General features: G+C 64.5%; 14 protein-coding genes. 8 read left to right on the top strand and 6 right to left on the bottom strand.

The genetic code is table 11. The features are described from left to right. Window positions 1-25: 25 nt before the first annotated feature. The 5 genes from GGQ74_RS12600 to GGQ74_RS12580 all read right to left on the bottom strand — a co-directional run bounded on the left by GGQ74_RS12600 (window position 26) and on the right by GGQ74_RS12580 (window position 8,168). Window positions 26-1,684: a gamma-glutamyltransferase family protein gene (locus GGQ74_RS12600; protein WP_167941892.1), complete on the bottom strand. Its 1,659-nt coding sequence runs from the start codon at window positions 1,682-1,684 to the stop codon at window positions 26-28. A 263-nt stretch (window positions 1,685-1,947) separates the two neighbouring features. Beyond that, the gene (locus GGQ74_RS12595; RefSeq protein WP_342448623.1) at window positions 1,948-2,799 is read right to left on the bottom strand and encodes an ABC transporter permease; all 852 of its coding nucleotides are present in this window, start codon (window positions 2,797-2,799) and stop codon (window positions 1,948-1,950) included. Between the two features lie 93 nt (window positions 2,800-2,892). Beyond that, window positions 2,893-3,891 carry an ABC transporter substrate-binding protein gene (locus tag GGQ74_RS12590; protein WP_209280167.1) on the bottom strand — a complete coding sequence of 333 codons (999 nt, stop codon included), beginning with the start codon at window positions 3,889-3,891 and terminating at the stop codon, window positions 2,893-2,895. Between the two features lie 79 nt (window positions 3,892-3,970). Continuing rightward, window positions 3,971-5,239 (bottom strand): quaternary amine ABC transporter ATP-binding protein, encoded by a 1,269-nt coding sequence (locus GGQ74_RS12585; protein ID WP_167941891.1) that lies wholly within the window; start codon window positions 5,237-5,239, stop codon window positions 3,971-3,973. Between the two features lie 328 nt (window positions 5,240-5,567). Continuing rightward, the gene (locus GGQ74_RS12580; RefSeq protein WP_167941890.1) at window positions 5,568-8,168 is read right to left on the bottom strand and encodes a [protein-PII] uridylyltransferase family protein; all 2,601 of its coding nucleotides are present in this window, start codon (window positions 8,166-8,168) and stop codon (window positions 5,568-5,570) included. A 561-nt stretch (window positions 8,169-8,729) separates the two neighbouring features. Here GGQ74_RS12580 and gpt point away from each other — a divergent pair. From gpt to GGQ74_RS12555, 5 genes are all read left to right on the top strand, one after another. Further along, window positions 8,730-9,224 carry a xanthine phosphoribosyltransferase gene (gpt, locus tag GGQ74_RS12575; protein WP_167941889.1) on the top strand — a complete coding sequence of 165 codons (495 nt, stop codon included), beginning with the start codon at window positions 8,730-8,732 and terminating at the stop codon, window positions 9,222-9,224. Between the two features lie 104 nt (window positions 9,225-9,328). Further along, window positions 9,329-10,396: a BMP family ABC transporter substrate-binding protein gene (locus GGQ74_RS12570; RefSeq protein ID WP_167941888.1), complete on the top strand. Its 1,068-nt coding sequence runs from the start codon at window positions 9,329-9,331 to the stop codon at window positions 10,394-10,396. 16 nt (window positions 10,397-10,412) lie between these two features. Next, window positions 10,413-11,486: an ABC transporter permease gene (locus GGQ74_RS12565; protein ID WP_167941887.1), complete on the top strand. Its 1,074-nt coding sequence runs from the start codon at window positions 10,413-10,415 to the stop codon at window positions 11,484-11,486. Next, window positions 11,483-12,409 carry an ABC transporter permease subunit gene (locus GGQ74_RS12560; RefSeq protein ID WP_167941886.1) on the top strand — a complete coding sequence of 309 codons (927 nt, stop codon included), beginning with the start codon at window positions 11,483-11,485 and terminating at the stop codon, window positions 12,407-12,409. Before GGQ74_RS12565 ends, GGQ74_RS12560 begins: the two co-directional genes overlap by 4 nt. 2 nt (window positions 12,410-12,411) lie before the next feature. After that, window positions 12,412-13,920, top strand: coding sequence for an ABC transporter ATP-binding protein (locus GGQ74_RS12555; protein WP_167941885.1), 1,509 nt, complete (start codon window positions 12,412-12,414; stop codon window positions 13,918-13,920). 78 nt (window positions 13,921-13,998) lie between these two features. Here the strand turns inward: GGQ74_RS12555 and GGQ74_RS12550 are convergent, their stop codons facing one another. Then, window positions 13,999-14,817: a hypothetical protein gene (locus GGQ74_RS12550; RefSeq protein WP_167941884.1), complete on the bottom strand. Its 819-nt coding sequence runs from the start codon at window positions 14,815-14,817 to the stop codon at window positions 13,999-14,001. Window positions 14,818-15,057: 240 nt separating this feature from the next. Between GGQ74_RS12550 and GGQ74_RS12545 the strand changes: the two genes are divergently transcribed. The 3 genes from GGQ74_RS12545 to tgt all read left to right on the top strand — a co-directional run bounded on the left by GGQ74_RS12545 (window position 15,058) and on the right by tgt (window position 18,841). Continuing rightward, the gene (locus tag GGQ74_RS12545; protein WP_167941883.1) at window positions 15,058-16,806 is read left to right on the top strand and encodes an ARMT1-like domain-containing protein; all 1,749 of its coding nucleotides are present in this window, start codon (window positions 15,058-15,060) and stop codon (window positions 16,804-16,806) included. A 248-nt stretch (window positions 16,807-17,054) separates the two neighbouring features. Further along, window positions 17,055-17,696, top strand: coding sequence for an endonuclease III (gene nth, locus GGQ74_RS12540; RefSeq protein WP_167941882.1), 642 nt, complete (start codon window positions 17,055-17,057; stop codon window positions 17,694-17,696). Next, on the top strand, window positions 17,693-18,841 hold the full coding sequence (tgt, locus tag GGQ74_RS12535; protein WP_167941881.1) for a tRNA guanosine(34) transglycosylase Tgt: 1,149 nt from the start codon (window positions 17,693-17,695) through the stop codon (window positions 18,839-18,841). The genes nth and tgt overlap by 4 nt, the downstream gene beginning before the upstream one ends. Window positions 18,842-18,894: the final 53 nt, after the last annotated feature.

The following is an 18,894-nucleotide window of genomic DNA, read 5'->3' as shown; positions in this document are numbered from 1 at the left end:
TTGATATAGCCCTGTACGCTTCGCGTCAGTAGCCGAAGGCGCAGCCGTCGGCGCGCGGGTCGCTGCCCGCGGTCAGCCACCCGGTGTGCGGATCGCGCAGGATGATCTGCCCCCGTCCGAACAACGCCCGGTCATACCCGCCAACCATACGCACAGGGTGCCCCATGTCGGCCAGCGCGACGCGAATGGCCTCGGGCATGCCCTCCTCCACCGCAAGTTCTCCGCCGGGCGTTCCGTCGGTAATGCAGAAGCGCGTCCGGTCCAGCGCGGCCTGCGGGTCACAGCCGTCGTCGGCAAGGGCGGAAAGAATCTGCACGTGCCCCTGCGGCTGCATGAATCCGCCCATGACACCGAAGGGCCCAAGCAGCGTTCCGCGCCGATCGTGAAGCATGCCGGGAATGATGGTGTGGTAGGTGCGCCGTCCGGGACCGAGGCGGTTGGGACTTGCGGGGTCGAGGCTGAAATTGTGCCCGCGATTCTGGAGCGCGAAGCCCGTGTTGCGCGGCACGATGCCTGTTCCAAAGGTCATGTAGCAGCTGTTGACCATGGAGCAGGCGTTGCCGAAGGCGTCCATGACGCAAAAGTATACGGTGTCCGACGACGCGGGCGGCGTGCCATGGACGATGTCCGGATTGCGGCGACCGGGTAGCACCTGTCGCGCCCGCTGCGCAGCATAGTCCGCATCGAGCAGGCCACGCACGGGCACGTCCTCGTGATCCGGATCGGCCACATAGCGGCGGGAATCGGCAAAGGCGAGACGCAGGGCCTCGACCTGCGCATGCACGCGTGCGGGGCCGAAGCCGTCGCCGAATGTCGGCGCATCAAGAGCGGAGAGCACGTCGAGGGCCATGAGCGCGGTGATGCCCTGCCCGTTCGGGGCGCACTCACTGACGCGAAGGCCACGGTACATAGTAGTAATGGGCGCCGCCCACTGCGAGCGATGCGCGGCAAGGTCCGAAGCGTCCAGCACGCCCCCACGCTCGCGTACGGCGGTCACGATGTCGGCGGCGATCTCACCGGCATAGAAGGCCCGGCGCGCTGCCTCGGTGCCTCCCGCCCCGGACAGGATGTCCAGCACGCGGGCCATGCCGGGGCTGGTCACGGGCTGCCCCGGTCGGGGAGCCTCACCACCGGGCAGAAGTTCCTCCCCCCCGGCGGCACGCAACGCGTCCGCGCCCTCGGCCCACAGGTGCGCCGTCACCGGACCGACCACGAAGCCCTCCGCCGCATACTCAAGGGCAGGAGCCAGCACCTCGGCCAGCGGCAACACCCCGTGGCGCTCCAGCAGATCGCACCACGCAGCGCATGCGCCGGGCACGGTAACCGCCAGTGCATGGCGCGGCGGCAGCGCGCCGCCGGTGCGGCTGGCGAGAGTGTCGAAATCGAGGGCCTGCGGCGAGCGCCCCGAACCGTTCAGTCCGGTCACGCGGCGGCTTGCTGCGTCGTGATAGAGGACGAAGGCGTCGCCGCCAAGGCCGGTGGAACACGGCTCCACCACGGCCAGCACGGCGGCCATGGCCACGGCGGCATCGGCGGCGGTCCCGCCACGGTCAAGCATGCCGAGACCGGCCTCAACTGCCGCGGGGTGGCTGGCCGCGGCCATGGCATTGCGGGCATAGACAGGAGAACGGCGCGACGCCGCGCCAAAGGGGGGAAAGGCGAATGACGAATCGAACGGGGACATGAACTGCTCCTGCGTGATTTCCGGATCGAATCCGGGGAAATGTGTGCAGGAGCAGAGTGCCCCTTGCGCCGCGTGCGCGCAAGCCCCGCATGAAAGCGAAGCGCCATGATTGGCGACGGCCCGAAAGAGTCGGGCTTCCGGACCTGCGACACCCTTGCTTCTACCCCCGCCCGAACGAGGTTCAGGGTACGCCGCTCAAGTCGCCCTTCACGGCTACAGGCGTTGCGACCACGCGTCAATGCGCGCCGCGCGAATCACGTCCGCTACGCGGTAGCCTTGCGAGTGGCCAGCGCGTGGGTGATGCGGTCGATGATGATGGCAAGGAAGACGATGGACAATCCGGCCTCGAAGCCGCGCCCAACCTCAATCCTATTGATGGAAATGAGCACTTCCATGCCGAGTCCGCGTGCGCCGATCATGGATGCCACCACGACCATGGCCAGCGCCATCATGGTGGTCTGGTTCAATCCCACGACGATGGTCGGCCGTGCCAGCGGCAACTGGACCTTGAGCAGCGTCTGCCACGGCGTGGCACCGAAGGCCTGCGAGCACTCCACCACCTCGCGCGGCACCTCGCGGATGCCCACATTGGTCAACCGGATAACCGGCGGCATGGAGTAGATGATGGTCGCGAACAGGGCCGGAACCTTGCCAAGTCCGAAGAACATGAGCACCGGGATGAGGTACACAAAGCTCGGCATGGTCTGCATGGCGTCGAGCACGGGCTTCGCCACTCGCTCGAAACGGTCGCTGCGAGCCATGAGGATGCCAAGCGGCACGCCCAGCGCGAGGGACACGACCACCGCGCCCGTCACGAGGGACAGCGTCATCATGGCGAACTTCCAGTAGCCGAAGGCCCCCACGATCATGAGCATGGCCGCCATGGCCAGTCCCGAGGTGAGCCGCCCCACCAGCCGCCACCCGGCCAGAAAGGCTAGCGCCACAACCACAGGCCACGGCACCCACAGGAACATGCGTTCCAGATTGACGAGGAAGCCGAGCATCACGTCGCCCACGGCCTCGAAGAAATCGCCCCAATTGAGGAGCATCCACTTCATCGCCGTGTCTACCCACTGGGCCATGGGTATATTCAGATATTCGGGAAAATCGATCACATTCTCTCCTTTGTGCCGGATTACCGGCGGCCCGCACGCCGCGCAGGCCACCGCAGCAAGGCGCGTCCGTGGACGCGCCGATATTCGTCGCCGCTAAAGTGCGGCCTCCACCTTGCGGGCCACCTCGGGCGAGACCCAGCCGGTCCACAGGTCGCGATGCTCACGCAGGAACCACTTGGCGGTGTCCTCGGCAGTTGCCTTGTTCTGTTTCATGTACGCGAGGAACTCGTTGTTGAGCGCAAGTGTCGTCGTGTAGCGGCGCAGCAGCTCCACCACCTCCGGCGCGCGCTCGGCGAGGTCCGTGGTCACGAGCTTGTTGACCTCGACAGAGGGGAACGCGCAGGCAGCGCTCTCGTCCCACGTCTTGGCGTCGTAGGCGGGTTCCTCAAGGGGCGTCATGTCGAGCATGCCAAGCACCCACGTCGGTCCCCAGTAGTAGCCGAACCACGGCTTGCCGCGCTCGTAAGCGCGCAGCATGGAGCCGGAGAGCGCCGCATCGGACCCGGCGACAAAGGAGGTGAAATGCTTGTCCAGCCCGTAGGCCGCGAGCTTTCGCTCGTTGAAGGCTGTCGCCTGCCACCCGGCGATGGCGTTGTAGAAGCGGCCCATGTCCGGGTTCTCGGGATCGCGGAACAGTTCGCGGTAGCGCGGCAGGTCCGCCACGGAGCGCAGGTCCGGAGCCATCGGCTCAATGCCGCGCTCGGGGTCGCCCTTGATGACGTAGGTCGGCACCAGCCAGCCCTGCCACGAATCGGGATAGTTGGGGCCAAGGTCGATGACGCGGCCGCTGGCGATGGCCTCGTCGTAGACCTCCTGAACGTTCTGGGTCCACGACTCCATGTCCACGTCCACGTCGCCAAGCATCATGGCCTTGACCATGACCGGCGTGGAGCCGGGGACGAATTCGCTCTCGTAGCCCATGCCGTGGCCGATGATGAACGCCACGATGCGGTTGTGGACCATGATGCTATCCCAGCTCATGTCCGCGAAGATGATGGGTTTGTTCGATGCCGCGCCGACGGAGCCGGCGAAGACCATGGATAACAGAAGAAGCAGGGCCGATGCCCAGCGGGCAGGTCTCGTGAATCGCAAGGGTGTGCCTCCGATGAGTGTCTGTGTTCGAATGAAGGGAACCGAATGGCCGCGCGAGGCGACCTCCGGCTAGCGGTTCCTACTGAATGGAACCGACGACGCAGGATGCCGGCGAATCGGACATCCGCGATGCATGGTCCGAGGGATTCTGTCCGCCGGAGTTGGCGCCGCGTTCGGCGATGGCTCCCAGCAGCAACCCCTTGATGATGACGCCGCGCAGCTTGCCCGTGTCGCCCACGACGGCGACGGGCAGGGACGAGCCATTCATGATCTGGAACAGTTCGCTCGCGGGGGTGTCCGGGCGCACCATCGAGAACTGGGCACGCTTGGCCCCGACGATGGAGCGCTCGCCCGCCTCGACGAGCTGTGCGGCTTCCTCGGCCGTGAGCAGGCCGACCACGCGGTGATCGTTGTCGAGCACGAAGATGCTCGAAATGTTGTTGGTGCGCATCTTGCGCAGGGCGGTACGCGGGCCGTCCGTGCTCATGAATGCGACGGCCTCGGACTTCTTCATGACGTGCTCGGCGGTGAGCACTCGGGAGATGTCCACGCCTTCGACGAAGCGCTCCACGTAGTCATTGGCGGGGTTGGTCAGGATGTCCTCGGGCGTTCCGCTCTGCACGATGCGCCCGTCCTTCATGAGGATGATGCGATGCCCGAGCTTGAGCGCCTCGTCGAGGTCGTGGCTGATGAAGACGATGGTCTTACGGACGGATTCCTGCAACTCAATCAACTCGTCCTGCATGTCGCTGCGGATGAGGGGATCGAGGGCGCTGAAGGCCTCGTCCATGAGCAGCACGTCGGGGTCCGATGCCAGTGCGCGGGCCAATCCCACACGCTGCTGCATGCCGCCGGAAAGCTGCCGGGGGTAGGAACTCTCCCAGCCCTTGAGCCCCACCTGTTCGAGGGCGGCCATGGCCTTGTCGCGCCTGACGGACGCGGCCACGCCCTGCACCTCCAGCCCGAACTCCGCATTGCGCAGCACCGTACGGTGGGGGAAAAGGGCAAAATTCTGAAAGACCATGCCAAGCTTCTTCTGCCGGACCTCGCGAAGCTCCTGTCGGGACAGGGTGGTGATGTCCTGCCCGTCGATGAGCACGCGGCCCGCCGTTGGCTCGATGAGCCGATTGAGACAGCGAACCAGCGTGGACTTTCCGCTGCCGGACAGCCCCATGATCACGACAATCTCGCCCTGCTTCACGGTGAACGACGCGCGGTCCACGCCGACCGAAAGCCCGGTTCGCTCGGAAATTTCCTTCTTGCCAAGGCCCTTCTCCAAAAGCTTCAGACCGCGCTCCGGAGATGGACCAAAAATCTTACTCATGCCTTCTACGACTATCTTATCCATTGATACTCCTTGATGACTGTTCAGGCCGAAATCATCGGCAAATCCCGCGAAGCATATCAAACATATCTCATCTGTCAACCTCGGACCATGAACATCGTTTCAGACAGACAAAACCAGACGCCCTCATACGCATGCGTTGCAGCAAATCACAAAATAAAGATACACAATCAAACACAACACGACTTCAAGCTGAGATACATCACATTCCAACACACAACGCGCATCATGTACGCATGATACATTCTCAGGCGCACACAACAGAAAAGGCCCCCATGCGTCACGCACAGGGGCCTCTGAAAAGACTGTAAAAATTGGGCTGTGAACGACTTCAGACCACCGGACCGGGCGCGAGGCGCTGGCGCAGGGCTTGGCCTATCTCGCGCAAGCGCTGGACGGATGCGACCTTGCGCCCGCCCTCGCGCACATAGAAGACGTCCGTTGCGCGCTCGCCCCGCGTGGCGACCTTGGCCAGCACGACGTCCAGCCCCTGATCCCGGAAGGCGCAAGCCATGTCGTACAGCACGCCCAGTCGGTCCGGAGCCTCGACCTCAATGACGGTGTGGAAATCCGACGCATCGGCCCCCACGGCCACGTCCACCTCGCGTTCGGCCACGGGCGAGACGCCGCCTCGCAATTCCGCAAGCCGCGCATCAAGGGACAGGCGACCGGAAAGCGCCGCGCGCAGGGAATAGTCCACGCGCTTCCATAACTCCTCGGGAGCCATGCTTTCCGGCAGGCCATTGACGATGAACACGTCCACCGCCGTGCCGTCGCGCCACAGGAAGGACGATGCGGCGAGAATATTGACCTCCATGAGCGTCAGCACGCCGGTCGCGGCGGCAAAGAGGTCCGGCGTATAGCTTGCGGCAACGGCGATCTCCCACGCGTCGGCGTCGGCCAGATACCGGGAATCACGCACGAAGACGCCTTCTCCCCCACGCCCGCCCGGCTTGACCCGGCGGTCCTCCTCCACTGCGAGATGCAGGGTGCGCAACATGGACACATGGCGCAGGATGTCCGGCAGTTCCACGGCCAGAGCGTAGCGGGTGGGCATGGCATCAAGCACGGCCTCGGCAATGTCGCCCTCCCCCGCCGCCTCCAGTGCAGCCCGCACGCCATCGCGCACGCGTAGCACCCGGCGCACGGAGTCGGCCCCGCTGGGACCGCCGCGCTCCATCATCCGCTGCACACGCTCGGCAAGCTCCGCCACCTGCCGGGCGATCCAGCGCGTCCATGCCTCGGGGCCGGTGGCCACGGCGTCGGCCCACGTCAACACATGCAGCATGGCCAGCCGTCGCGGCGAACCAATGACCGCCGCACACCCGGCGACCTCGGACTCGTCGTCGATATCCCGGCGCTGGGCCGTGTGGCGCAACACAAGGTGGTTGCGCACTAGAAAGACAACATCCTCTACGAGCGCGCCATCGACACCCCAGCGCTCAAGCACCTCCCGCGCGACACGCGCCCCACGCTCGGCATGCCCGCGCTGCGCCCCCTTGCCCAAGTCGTGAAACAGCGCAGCGAGAAAAAGCGGCTCGACATCGTCCAGCAAGCGCCACGCGCCCGCCACGACTTCGGGAACCTGACGCTGTGCGCCATCCAGCGCAGCCATAACGTTCACCGTGTGCCTACCCACGGTGTGGATGTGATAATCGTCGAACTGCACGAAATCGCGCACGAAGCAAAACTCCGGAACCAACGCCTCCAGCGCGCCGGTTTCGAGCATCTGTGAGACGAAAAGTCTGACATGACCGCTGCGCAGCGCAGCCCGAAACATCGCCACTGCCGGGTCACCGTCCGCCTGCCGCGTATCGCACGAATCGACATGCCGTTCCAGCGCCCGGCGCGCCTGCCACGACAGCGCAAGCCCAAGTTCCGCCGACTGACGCAGGATATCCATGCCGCCGGCAAGCCCTTCGGCCACCTCCACACCGGGATCGAGATGCAACTCCCCGCCGCATTCAATCAGCTCGGCCGACACGCGCGAGCTACGCCGCTTGCGCCCGTTCTCGTCGGGCAGTGCGGCCATGAACGAAGCCCGAAGCGCCTTGAACGACGCCATGCACCGATGCAGACGCCCCAGCAGCGCCGCGCCATCGGCCCCCCCCTGCCCCTTGAAGCGAGCCGCGACCACAGGCAGCGCATCACGGGTCAGCCGCTCGTCACGCCGTCCATAAAAGACATGTAGCGCATTCTGCACCGCCAGCACGAAGCCGACCTGCTCGTCGAGGGCAGCCTTCTCCTGCTGGGTGAACAGCCCCTGCGCCACGAGGGCGTCCGGACCCGCCGCGCCATGAAAGACGCGTCCGAGCCAGAGCACCTGATGCACATCGCGCAGTCCGCCCACGCCCTCGCGCACATCCGGCTCCAGCAAGGTGCTCGCATCCCCCTGACGGCGCAGCCGCACGGCGTTGAAACGTTCGAGGTACGACAGGAAGGCCTGCCGCTTCTTGGCCATGACCTTCACCGCGAATTGCGTGGAAAACGAATCGAAGATGTCAGGCGAACCGGCGACGGGGCGCGCGTCGAGCAGCGAGGCGAAGAAGGCGAAGTCCGCACGGGCGAGGCTCAACGTCTCCTTGATGCTGCGAAAGGAATGCGTGACGTCGAACCCGGCGTCCCACAAGGGGGAGAGCAGCGACTGCGCAAGGTCCAGCGCCTCGGGCGGGATGGCCTTCTCGTAGACGAGCAGCAGTTCGATGTCGGAATGCAGGCACAATTCGCCGCGTCCGTAGTCGCCAAGCGCGCATACGGCAAAGGGTGCTTCGTCGGGCGCGCCGAGTTCCACCGGCCAGACGTCGGCAAGACGCCTCGCGAAATGCCTGTCCACCACGCCGGACAGCTCCGACGGCGAAACGCCCGCCGCACTGGCGAGCCTTCGCGCGTCGCCAAGGGCGGCATTCACGCGCGGCAGTTCCCGATCCGACATTCATCCCCTCCATGCATACAAGTGCGTTCCGGCGTCACGCCGTGGGCCGACGACATCAAGAGCTGTCGTTTCAAGCCCTTGCGCATGCTCTATACGATGGACCTTGAACGTGGCAACCCGCCACTCTCGTCTGGACCTGACAAAATCCGCCATTCCCATACCTTGCCGCGGAAATCCCGTCCGTTCGCGCTCCCTAACTGACGCCCCGCGTCACGCCATCAGGAACCATGCACACGCAATTGCAGCATCAGTCAACTTCCGCGCGGTCCGCGCAATGACAAAAGCCTTGCTTTCCCCTGCCGAGTTCAATACTCACCCTTCCTTCACCAACGCCGTGACGCTCGACGCATCGTTGCACGCAGCGCGGGATCACTCCCGGCGCAACCGTCGACGCATGTACGGCTTCGCAAGCCCGGTCCGCAATCCGCAACGGATGCCGCATTGTTCCGTATGCACCCGGCCACTGCGTCGCCACAGTGTGCGCCTTGCATGAAAAGGTTGCGTTCCACGGAAAAATTTATAAAAGTGCGGTTTTAAAAATCGCGGTTCAGGAAGGATCCGATGACGAAGAAAAGCGACAGGTATTGCAAGATGTACCCTGTCTCCTGGGAGCAGTTGCACCGCGACGGCAAGGCCCTGGCCTGGAGACTCATCGAACACGGCCCGTTCGAGGGCATCATCGCCGTCACGCGCGGAGGACTCGTTCCGGCCGCCATCATCGCCCGTGAACTGGATATCCACCACATCGACACCATCTGCATCTCCAGCTACGACTGGAAGGAGCAGGGCAAGGTGAACATCATCAAGGGTGTCGAGGGAACCGGCAAAGGCTGGCTCATCATCGATGACCTCGTCGATACCGGCGGAACGGCCCGCATCATCCGTGGCCTCTTGCCCGAGGCGCATTTCGCCACCATCTACGCCAAGCCGTCCGGCAAGCCCACAGTGGACACCTACATAACCGAAGTCAGCCAGGACACTTGGGTTCTTTTTCCGTGGGACGCGGAGTCCCGTTTTGCGGAGCCTCTTATCAAAGTCGCCCATTCCGAAGACTGATCGACCGCCCTTGCGGCCGAAAAGCAGTGCTCATGCGTGCAAGGCCTTGCCCGATTCACGGGTATGGGCTACTCAACCAATTATAGTGAACGCGGAGGAGAAGGATGCGCAAATTCTGGTATCTCGTACTGATGCTCGCCATGGTCGCCGTACCGGCCATGAGCGGCGCGGCCCACGCCAAGGATATGAAGGTGGGCTTCGTCTACGTCTCTCCCATTGGTGACGCAGGCTACTCCTATGCCCACGACCTCGGTCGTCAGGCCATTGCGGAAATGCCCGGCGTGAGCACCTCCTTTGTCGAGTCCGTGGCCGAGGGCGCAGACGCCGAACGCGTCATCCTCAACATGGCCCGCAAGGGTTACGACATCATCTTCGCCACCAGCTTCGGCTACATGGACCCGTCCCTCAAGGTGTCCAAGAAGTTCCCCAACGTGAACTTCATGCACTGCTCCGGCTACAAGACCTCCACCAACATGAGCGCCTACTTCGGCCGCATGTATCAGGCCCGCTTCCTCGCAGGCATGGTGGCCGGTTCCATGACCAAGTCCAACAAGCTCGGCTACGTCGGCGCGTTCCCGATTCCCGAAGTCATTCGCGGCATCAACGCCTTCGCCCTCGGCGCCCAGTCCGTCAATCCCAACGTCGAAGTCCGCGTGGTGTGGTCCAAGACCTGGTACGACCCGGCCACCGAGAAGGAAGCCGCCAAGAGCCTGCTCGACGTGGGCTGCGACGTCATCGCCCAGCATCAGGACTCCCCCGCCCCGCAGGAAGCCGCCCAGGAACGTGGCGTGTACTCCGTGGGCTACAACTCCGACATGAGCCAGTTCGCTCCCAACTCCCACCTGACCGCCGCGGTCTGGAACTGGGCTCCCTTCTACACCGACGTGGTCAACAAGGTGAAGAGCGGCGAGTGGAAGCACGGCAACTACTGGGTTGGCATGGACAAGGGCATCGTCGGTCTCGCCCCCTACGGCAAGATGGTTCCCGAGAACGTGCGCAACACTGTTGACGCCCGCAAGGCCGAGATCATCAGTGGCGCATATCAGGTGTTCAGCGGCCCCGTGTTCGACCAGGAAGGCAAGGAGCGCGTCGCCGCTGGCAAGCATGCCACCGACGAAGAGCTTCTCGGCATGACCTGGTTCGTCAAGGGTGTCATCGGCACCACCGAATAGCCGGAAGTACGCGGTAATGTTCGGACTCAACGTCGTAAAGAGACAGGAGCCCCCGAAGTGGGGCTCCTTTTTAATTTACCCCGGTTGCATCGCGCTTTCGCTCTGCATCAGCTGTCTGCTGCTTGCCGCGCAGGGCAAGCCCGCCCTCGAAGGCATGGTCATGCTGTGGCAGGGTGCCTTCGGCGCGTGGTACGCCTTCGAGGACACGCTGCTCAAGACCGTGCCCATCTTCCTGTGTTCCCTCGGCGTTGCGGTGACCTTCCGCATGCAGGTCTGGAACATCGGCGCGGAGGGCCAGTTCGCCCTCGGCGCAGTGGGCGCGACATGGGCAGTGCTGACTTTCCCGAATCTGCCCGGCTGGCAGCTCATGCCTATCATGTTCCTTTCGTCCGCCGTCGCGGGCTGCGCATGGGGTCTCATCCCCGCCTATCTCAAGCTGCGGCTCAAGGTGAACGAGATCATCACCACCCTGATGCTCAACTACATCGGCATCCTCATCCTGCAATTCCTCGTCTACGGTCCGTGGAAGGCCAAGGCCAGCTTCGGATTCCCCATGACCGAGGAGTTCCCCTCCGCCGCCGTGGTTGCCGCCATTCCGGGCACCCGGCTGCACTGGGGCGTTGCGGTGTGCGTGGTGGCGGCAGTCATCCTGACGATCTTCCTGTCCCGCTCGCGCCTCGGCTTCGAGCTGAAGGCCAGCGGCGAAAGCCTCGGCGCGGCGCGCTACGCCCGCATGCCCTACGGCTTCCTCGTGATGCTGGTCATGGGCCTGTGCGGTGCGTTGGCCGGTTGGGCGGGCATGCTTGAAACCTCGGCCGTGGTCGGCAGGCTCCAGCCGTCCATCATGGTCGGTTACGGCTACACCGCCATCGTCGTGGCGTGGCTCGCCCGGCTCAAGCCGTGGGCCATCGGCCTTGCCGCTGTGTTCCTCGCCGCGCTACGCGTGGGCACGGAAAATCTCATGCTCGAATTGCAGGTGCCCGCCGCCTTCGGTCACATCATGGAGGGTCTCATCCTCGTGACCGTCATCGCGGGCCAGTTCTTCATGAACTACTCGATCAGACTCGGTTCCGCGGAGGTGTCCAAGTGAGTCCCGAACTGCTCATCCCGCTTCTGGCCGCCGCCGTGCAGTCCGGCACGCCGGTCCTCTACGCCACGCTGGGCGAGATGTTCACCGAGCGCTCGGGCATCCTGAACCTCGGCGTGGAAGGCATGATGGTGGTCGGCGCGCTTGCGGCGTTCCTCACCGCCAAGTTCACCGGCTCGCCGTGGCTCGGCCTTCTGGCTGGCGGCATGGCGGCCTCCGCCCTCGGCGGCATCCACGCGCTGGTCTGTCTCGAATTTCTCGGCAACCAGACCGTCTCCGGCCTCGCGCTGACCATCCTCGGCGCGGGTCTGGCCGACTATCTGGGCACGCCCTACATCGGGCAGAACGCCCCGGGCTTCTACGCCTTCGACATGCCCGTCCTGTCCGCCATTCCGTTCATCGGGCCTATCTTCTTCAAGCACGACGCGCTGGTGTACATCTCGTTCCTCGCGCCGCTGGCCTTCTGGTTCTTCTGGCACCGCACGCGAACGGGTATGGCGCTGACCGCAGCGGGCGAGTATCCCAAGGCGGCGGCCGCAGCCGGGCTGAACCCCGTGCGCCTGCGTTGGATCGGCATTCTCGTCGGCGGATTCCTCATCGGCATGGGCGGCGCGTATCTCTCGCTGGCCTACACGCACCTGTGGACCAACGGCATGAGCGCCGGTCGCGGCTGGATCGCCGTGGCCCTCGTCATCTTCGCGTTCTGGCGTCCGGGACGCGCGGTCTTCGGCGCTTACCTCTTCGGCGGCGTCATGGCCTTCCAGCTTCGCCTACAGGCCACGGGCACCAACCTGCCCTCGTCGCTGCTGCTCATGCTGCCCTACGCCCTGACCATCTTCGTCCTGCTCCTCTCCGCCATGCGCGGCAAGGGCAAAAGCTCCGCGGCCCCCGCGGCGCTTGGCGTGAACATCGAGCCGGAGGGTTGAGCATGACCACCGCACAGACATCCGCCGTCGCGGCACCGCTCATCCGCCTCGAAGGCATCAGCAAGACCTTCGGCCCGGTCAAGGCCAATCAGGACATCCATCTCGACATCGCCGCAGGCCGCGTGCTTGCGCTACTCGGCGAGAACGGCGCGGGCAAGTCCACGCTCATGAACATGCTCTCGGGCCGCTTCCAGCCGGACTCGGGCCGCATCGTCGTGGACGGAACGCCCACGGTGTTCGCCTCCTCGCGCGACGCCATCGAGGCGGGCATCGGCATGGTCTACCAGCACTTCATGCTCGTAAACACCATGACCGTGGCCCAGAACGTGCTCCTCGGGCAGGAAGGCTCCTACTTCCTGCGCCCGCGCGAGATGGAGCGCCGCGTGGCCGAACTGGCCGAGCGCTTCAATCTGCCCATCGACCCCTCTGCCCTCGTCGCCGACCTGTCCATGGGCGAGCGCCAGCGCGTGGAGATTCTGAAGCTGCTCATGCGCGACAGCCGCGTGCTCATCTTCGACGAACCCACCGCCGTGCTCACACCCACGGAAACCCCACAACTCTTCGCCGCCATGCGCGAAATGACGCGCCAAGGCAAGGCCGTGGTCTTCATCAGTCACAAGATGGAAGAGATCATGGACATCGCGGACGACGTGGCCATCCTGCGCAAGGGCCGCATCGTGGACACCATGACCAAGGCCTCCATCACCTCAAAGGAGGCGCTGGCCAGCCGCATGGTGGGCCGCGACGTGATGCTGGAAATCGAGAAGGCTCCGGCTCCCAAGGGCCGCCCCGTCCTCGAAATCGAGGGGCTGTCCGGCAACGGCATGGACAACCTGACGCTGACCCTGACCCGCGGCGAGATCGTGGCCGTGGTGGGCGTGGCAGGCAACGGCCAGAAGGAACTGGTGGAGACCATCACCGGCCAGAGCGCGCCGCAGCGCGGCTCCGTGAAGCTCCTCGGCAAAGACTGGAAGGCGTTCTACACAAACACCCCGTGGATGAACACCATCAGCTACATCCCCGAGGACAGGCTTGGCCTCGCCACCTGCCCGGAACTGGACCTCATCGACAACGTGCTGCTGACCACCCGCGAGGGCTTCGCGCCCGGCCTGTTCCTCGACAAGGAACGTGCCCTCGGCGTGACCAAAAGCATCATCCGCCGCTACCACGTGCAGCCGCCCATCCCGGAAGTCCGGGCACGGCAACTCTCGGGCGGCAATCTCCAGAAGCTCGTGCTCGGGCGCGAGTTTCTGCGCCAGCCCAAGATCATCGTGGCCGAGCAGCCCAGTCAGGGCCTCGACGTCTCGGCGACCGAAGAGGTCTGGCATCGCCTGCTCAATGCGCGCATGAAGGCGGGCGTGCTCCTCGTCACCGGCGACCTCAACGAGGCGCTCCAACTGGCCGACCGCGTGGCCGTCATGTTCCGCGGACGGTTCATGGACGTCTTCGACGTTGCCGACACAACGCGCGTGGAACGCATCGGCCAGCTCATGGCGGGCGTGGCCGACTAAGTCCTCCGCCACGAAAAACATTCGGGGCCGCCTTCCTTCCGGAATGCGGCCCCTTTTCTTTTCCCCAAAAAACCGATCTTAGCGCCCAGCCGTCGCCCCGGCGTGCGCCAGTCGCAGCACTTCGCGCGTGTCCACGCGCTCCAGATAGCACTCCTCAACGACATACGTGTCCATGGCATCCCACGCCGCGTCCCCCCCGGCAATGGTGTCCAAGCTGGACGAATAGCGATCCGCATACTCGCGCCACACCACGTCCGCACCGCCACGGTCCGGCAGAGGCAAGCCGTTCTCCCGCGCATGGCGGGCCAAAGCGCGACGCTCATCCTCCGCCGCAACGCTCTCGAACAGAAAGCTCACCGGCGCGACGACCGGCACCAGCGGCCCGCCCGCAAGCGAAAGCGCCGTATCCCCGGCCAGCGACACGCCCATGCGGACAGTGCCGTCATTGCGCCGGGAACGCACCTCGTCGTCCGTGGCCTCGCGAAAGCGCAGCACAATGCGGCAGCCGTAGAGCCGCTCAAAATTCTCCTCAATACGGTAGAAGCGCAGCGCACCGACGATGAACCGCGACACATGCCCCAGATACACGCCATGGGGCAGTTCCACCACTCCCGTTCCAGTCTCCCGCGCATGCAGTAGCGCACCGAAGAGCGTATCGCGCTCGCCACGCGCCTCGGACACGCCGGGCGTGCAGACCACGTCCACATGCCCCCGGCGCAGGGGCCGACGCACCACGCGGCCGTCCGGCCCGGTCTCGTGCACGAAGCTCGGCCGCGCAGCCAGCGCGTCCATCCCCGGCAGGCGCGACTTGCCGCAGGCCGTGCAGCACAAGGCCACAAGGCAGACAAGAAGCGGCACCACACCCCGCGCAACCTGCGCAATGTCGATTCGGACCATCAGGACTCCACGCATTCGGATCGCCGCGCCAACGGACACGACCATGAAGGGCCAGTTCGGCCCGTGCGGACGATAGCATTGCCGCCCTCGCCACACAATCCGTTCGTCACCGACCCGACATCCAAAGGGTATTGCACCGAAATGACGCAGCGCGCCGGGCAAAACCGCGTTTTTGCGCTTCAAGTCGCAACGGATTCACTGTATGGTCCACCGGAACTGCAACATTCAACGAGGGCCAAAATGAGCGACATGACCGAAATAACGACTGCCTCGCTTTTCTTCGGACACTCGGCGCGAAGGGATGCGTGGCTTCTGCATTTTCTGACAGAGAACAACCTCGAATACACCATCGATCCCGACAAGAACGCGTCAACGGAACAATTGCGGTTCATGGTCCGGCTTGACGAGGGGCAGGTCTTCCTGCCCTGCTCCAACAAGCTCATCCCCCACCTGCTCAATTCGCGGCTCAATGGCGAACTGAACCGTCGCTACAACGAGAAATGGTGTGCACTGGTGCAGCTCGTGCGCAGCTACGTGCCGGACCGCTATCTCAGAAAACGCATCCTTCACCTGTGCCGACACAAGTACCGTCAGGTGCAGGCATCTCCCATCATCATTCCGTCGCGAATGATGAAGCGCTTCCTGACCATTTTCATGACCCAATCCGCCATCAGCGACCCATATCGCGGACGCAAGGCCCGCTACAACAGACAGGCCATGGAGGCTGTGCAGTCCCCTGAGCTGGACCGGCTACTCAACATCTGTCCTGAGGACCGCATCGCCTGCCACCGCCTCTCGGACCTGCGCTTCGACCTCGACATGCTCGAACTGGAACGCCTGCTCATCCTGTCCACCATCTCGGACATCTGGACGGACGTGTACTATCAGGCGGCCTTCGACAAGCTCTCCACGGCCGACCTCGCATCACAGAACGCCAAGCGCTGCCTTGAGGACGTCTTCGGCACCAGCCGCGGCGTGCCCATGAAGATCCTCTACCTGCCCGACACCTGCGGCGGCATCATCTTCGACCTCTTGATCATCAAGGCGCTGCTGCGGCAGGGGCATCGCGTGGTGCTGGCCCTCAAGGAAGGCTTCCACTTCGAGTCCGCATCCTTCTGGGACTGGGAGCACGACCCCGCGCTGGCCAAGGCCTTGAACGGCGCACACTTCGTGCCGGAGAACAACCTGACCAAGAACCAGCTTCTGGCCACGCAGCGCTCGCACCCGCTGGTCGTCATCTCCGACGGCACGCGCGAGGACCTGAACCTCTACCGCACGTCCGTCACCTTCGCCCGCGCATGGAAGGAGGCCGACCTCATCATGGCCACCGGCGACCAGCACTATCGCAGGCTCATCAACACCAGCCACGAATTCACGCGCGACGTTCTGTGCTGGTGGCGTGACGAGTCGGGTGCGTTCAACATCCGCCTCAAAAAACGCCCGAGCAGCATCATCAAGTTCTCGGAAAACGACCTGCAGGACAAGGCCGGGCAGATCATCGCCGAAATGCGGCAGGCGCGCAGGGACGGCAAGACCGTCATGTTCTACAGCGCCATCATCGGTTCGCTGCCCGGACAGGTCACCACGGCCATCAAGGTTGTCGACACCTTCGTGCGCCACCTGCGCGAGCGCATCGAGAACACCTACATCATCAACCCCGCCGAGCACTTCGAGGAAGGCATGGACGCCGACGACCTCATGTACATGTGGGAGAAGGTCCAGCGCAGCGGACTGCTCAACGTCTGGCGCTTCCAGACCGTGTCCGACATCGAACGCAGCTTCGAGCTGATGGGCATGCGCGTGCCGCCCATCTGGGCGGGCAAGGACTCCACGTTCTCCACCGGCTGCACCAAGGAAATGCGCATCGCCCTCGACATGCAGCGCACCAATCCGGAAATGCAGATCATCGGCCCGTCGCCGGAAAAGTTCTTCCGCCGCAGCGAGTACGGCGTGGGCAAGTTCAGCGACGCTGTGCTCGAACACATCTAGCCGCGAAACAGCTCCCCGCCGACACCGCCGCGCGCACGGTCCGCCCTGCGCGCGGCTTTTTTTCATAGCGGCAAGAGCGGCGGACGCCCCACGAGGTTCCGCCATATCCGGCACTTGCACACGTGCCCGGCGCACTCTGCGCACGGACATCCGACGCGTAGCGGCAGGCCGCGCTGGAAAATTGCCGCCGAATCCTATAACACGCTTCAAGCGCCACGGCGCGAACGACTCTGACAAGCGAGGCGAGCATGACCACACAGGAACGGGCGACGGAGATATTCGCGCGGCTTACCCGGCGCTATCCCGCGCCGCAGTCCGCCCTCGACTGGACCGACGCATGGGAACTCATGGTGGCGACGATCCTTGCAGCCCAGTGCACCGACGAACGCGTGAACAAGGTCACCCCGGCCCTGTTCAGCCGCTGGCGCGGCCCCGCCGCCATGGCGCAGGCCGACGTGGCCGAGGTGGAACAGGCCGTGCGCTCCACGGGCTTCTTCCGCAACAAGGCGAAGAACATCGTGGGTGCGGCGCAGATGGTAATGCGCGTCCACGGCGGCGAGGTGCCCCGGACCATGGTGGAACTCACCGCCCTGCCCGGCGTGGCGCGCAAGACGGCCAACATCGTCTTATCCAACGCCTACGGCATCAACGAGGGTCTCGCGGTGGACACGCACGTCAAGCGTCTGTCCTTCCGCATGGGCCTTACCGCCTCGCAGAACGTGGCCATCATCGAAAAGGACCTCATGAAGCTGTTCCCCCGCCCGACGTGGGGGGACGTGAACCACAGGCTCGTACTCTTCGGGCGCGACGTGTGTGACTCACGCCGTCCGCTCTGCACGCAGTGCGAGCTTGCCGACATATGCCCCAGACAAGGCGTGGAAACAGCATGACGCACGAACACATTATCGCGCAGCTTACGAAACCCGGCGACTTTCGCGTCGCCGCCACCGACGGCAAAGCCCGACAGGGCTACCTGATGACCGCCCACGGGCTGGTCCGCACCCCGGTCTTCATGCCTGTGGGAACCGTAGGCAGCGTAAAAAGCATTGACCCGCGCGACCTCCACGAGATGGAGGCGCAGATCATCCTCGGTAACACCTACCACCTCTACCTGCGCCCGGGAGACGACGTCGTGGCGCGGCGCGGCGGCCTGCACGCCTTCAACGGCTGGGACGGCCCCATCCTCACGGACTCCGGCGGCTTTCAGGTCTTCAGCCTGAGCGGCCTGCGCAAGATCACCGACGAGGGCGTGGAATTCCGCTCCCACATCGACGGCTCCAAGCATTTCTTCACCCCGGAAAAGGCCATCTCCATCCAGCAGAATCTCGGCTCGGACATCATGATGTGCTTCGACGAGTGCGCGGCCTACGGCGCGACCCGCGAGTACACCGAGAAAGCCCTGAAGCTCACCACCGACTGGGCCAAGCGCTGCCGCGAATTCCACGAGCCGGGCAAGAACGGGCAGATACTCTTCGGCATCACGCAGGGCGGCTTCTTCCAGGATCTGCGCGAACGCAGCATCGAGGAGCTCACGGCGCTGCCCTTCGAGGGCTTCTCCCTCGGCGGCCTGTCCGTGGGCGAACCCAAGGACAAGATGCTCGAAATCCTGCGCGCCAGCGCCCCACTGCTCCCGGCGGACAAGCCCCGCTACCTGATGGGCGTGGGCACCCCGCTGGACATTCTCGACGGCATCGAGGCGGGCATCGACATGTTCGACTGCGTGCTGCCCTCGCGCAACGCGAGAAACGGCACGCTGTTCACCTCCATGGGCAAGGTGAATATCAAGCGCGCCGAGTTCAAGGAGGATGACTCCCCCCTCGACCCGAACTGCGACTGCTACACCTGCCGCACCTTCTCCAAGGCCTACCTGCGGCATCTGTACACGGCGAAGGAGCTGCTCTCCTACCGCCTGAACACCATCCACAACCTCGCCTACTTCCTGCGCCTGACCAAGGACGCACGGCAGGCCATCCGCGAGGGACGCTTCGCCAGCTTCAAGGCCGGAGTCGAGGCCGTCTACGGTCCCAACGTCTAGCCCAAGCCATTCCCACGAACGAAACGACGCCCGCCCGGCACTGCCGGACGGGC

This window comes from Desulfobaculum xiamenense (assembly GCF_011927665.1).
Lineage (GTDB): Bacteria > Desulfobacterota > Desulfovibrionia > Desulfovibrionales > Desulfovibrionaceae > Desulfobaculum > Desulfobaculum xiamenense.
The sequence above is the reverse complement of the archived record's forward strand: the minus strand, read 5'-3'. Positions and strand labels throughout refer to the sequence as shown.